This window comes from Bacillus sp. AFS029637 (genome assembly GCF_002584985.1).
GTDB lineage: Bacteria > Bacillota > Bacilli > Bacillales > Bacillaceae_G > Bacillus_A.
Window position 1 is genome coordinate 1 of sequence record NZ_NUPZ01000091.1, and the last position, 689, is coordinate 689.

At 54.3% G+C, this 689-nt stretch carries 7 tRNA genes; all 7 read right to left on the reverse strand.

Features of this window, described 5'->3' with window-relative positions:
* The 7 genes from COE49_RS26960 to COE49_RS26990 all read right to left on the reverse strand — a co-directional run bounded on the left by COE49_RS26960 (window position 1) and on the right by COE49_RS26990 (window position 630).
* Window positions 1-74: transfer RNA gene (locus COE49_RS26960), tRNA-Arg, on the reverse strand.
* A 3-nt stretch (window positions 75-77) separates the two neighbouring features.
* Window positions 78-166, reverse strand: a tRNA-Leu gene (locus COE49_RS26965).
* A gap of 16 nt (window positions 167-182) precedes the next feature.
* Window positions 183-257, reverse strand: a tRNA-Gly gene (locus COE49_RS26970).
* A gap of 29 nt (window positions 258-286) precedes the next feature.
* A tRNA-Leu gene (locus COE49_RS26975) sits at window positions 287-367 on the reverse strand.
* Window positions 368-381: 14 nt separating this feature from the next.
* Window positions 382-457 (reverse strand) — tRNA-Lys (locus COE49_RS26980).
* Between the two features lie 4 nt (window positions 458-461).
* A tRNA-Gln gene (locus tag COE49_RS26985) sits at window positions 462-536 on the reverse strand.
* A gap of 10 nt (window positions 537-546) precedes the next feature.
* Window positions 547-630: transfer RNA gene (locus tag COE49_RS26990), tRNA-Tyr, on the reverse strand.
* Between the last annotated feature and the right edge of the window lie 59 nt (window positions 631-689).

Consider the following 689-nt stretch of genomic DNA (forward strand, 5'->3'; position numbering starts at 1 on the left):
CGCGCCCGAGAGGAGTCGAACCCCTAACCTCTTGATCCGTAGTCAAACGCTCTATCCAATTGAGCTACGGGCGCATATGGTGCCGAGGGCGGGGGTCGAACCCGCACGGTGGTCACCCACCGCAGGATTTTAAGTCCTGTGCGTCTGCCTGTTCCGCCACCCCGGCATGTCATATTGAAAATTGGAGCGGAAGACGGGATTCGAACCCGCGACCCCAACCTTGGCAAGGTTGTATTCTACCACTGAACTACTTCCGCAAGACATGTTTGAGTTATTTTATTAAAAGTGCGGGTGAAGGGAGTCGAACCCCCACGCCAAAGGCGCTAGATCCTAAGTCTAGTGCGTCTGCCAATTCCGCCACACCCGCATATTTCATTAAAATGGTGAGCCATGAAGGACTCGAACCTTCGACCCTCTGATTAAAAGTCAGATGCTCTACCAACTGAGCTAATGGCTCTTAATGGCTGGGCTAGCTGGATTCGAACCAGCGCATGACGGAGTCAAAGTCCGTTGCCTTACCGCTTGGCTATAGCCCATTAATTAAGATGGTGGAGGGGGGCAGATTCGAACTGCCGAACCCGAAGGAGCGGATTTACAGTCCGCCGCGTTTAGCCACTTCGCTACCCCTCCGACATATGTGGTGGAGGATGACGGGATCGAACCGCCGACCCCCTGCTTGTAAGGCAGGT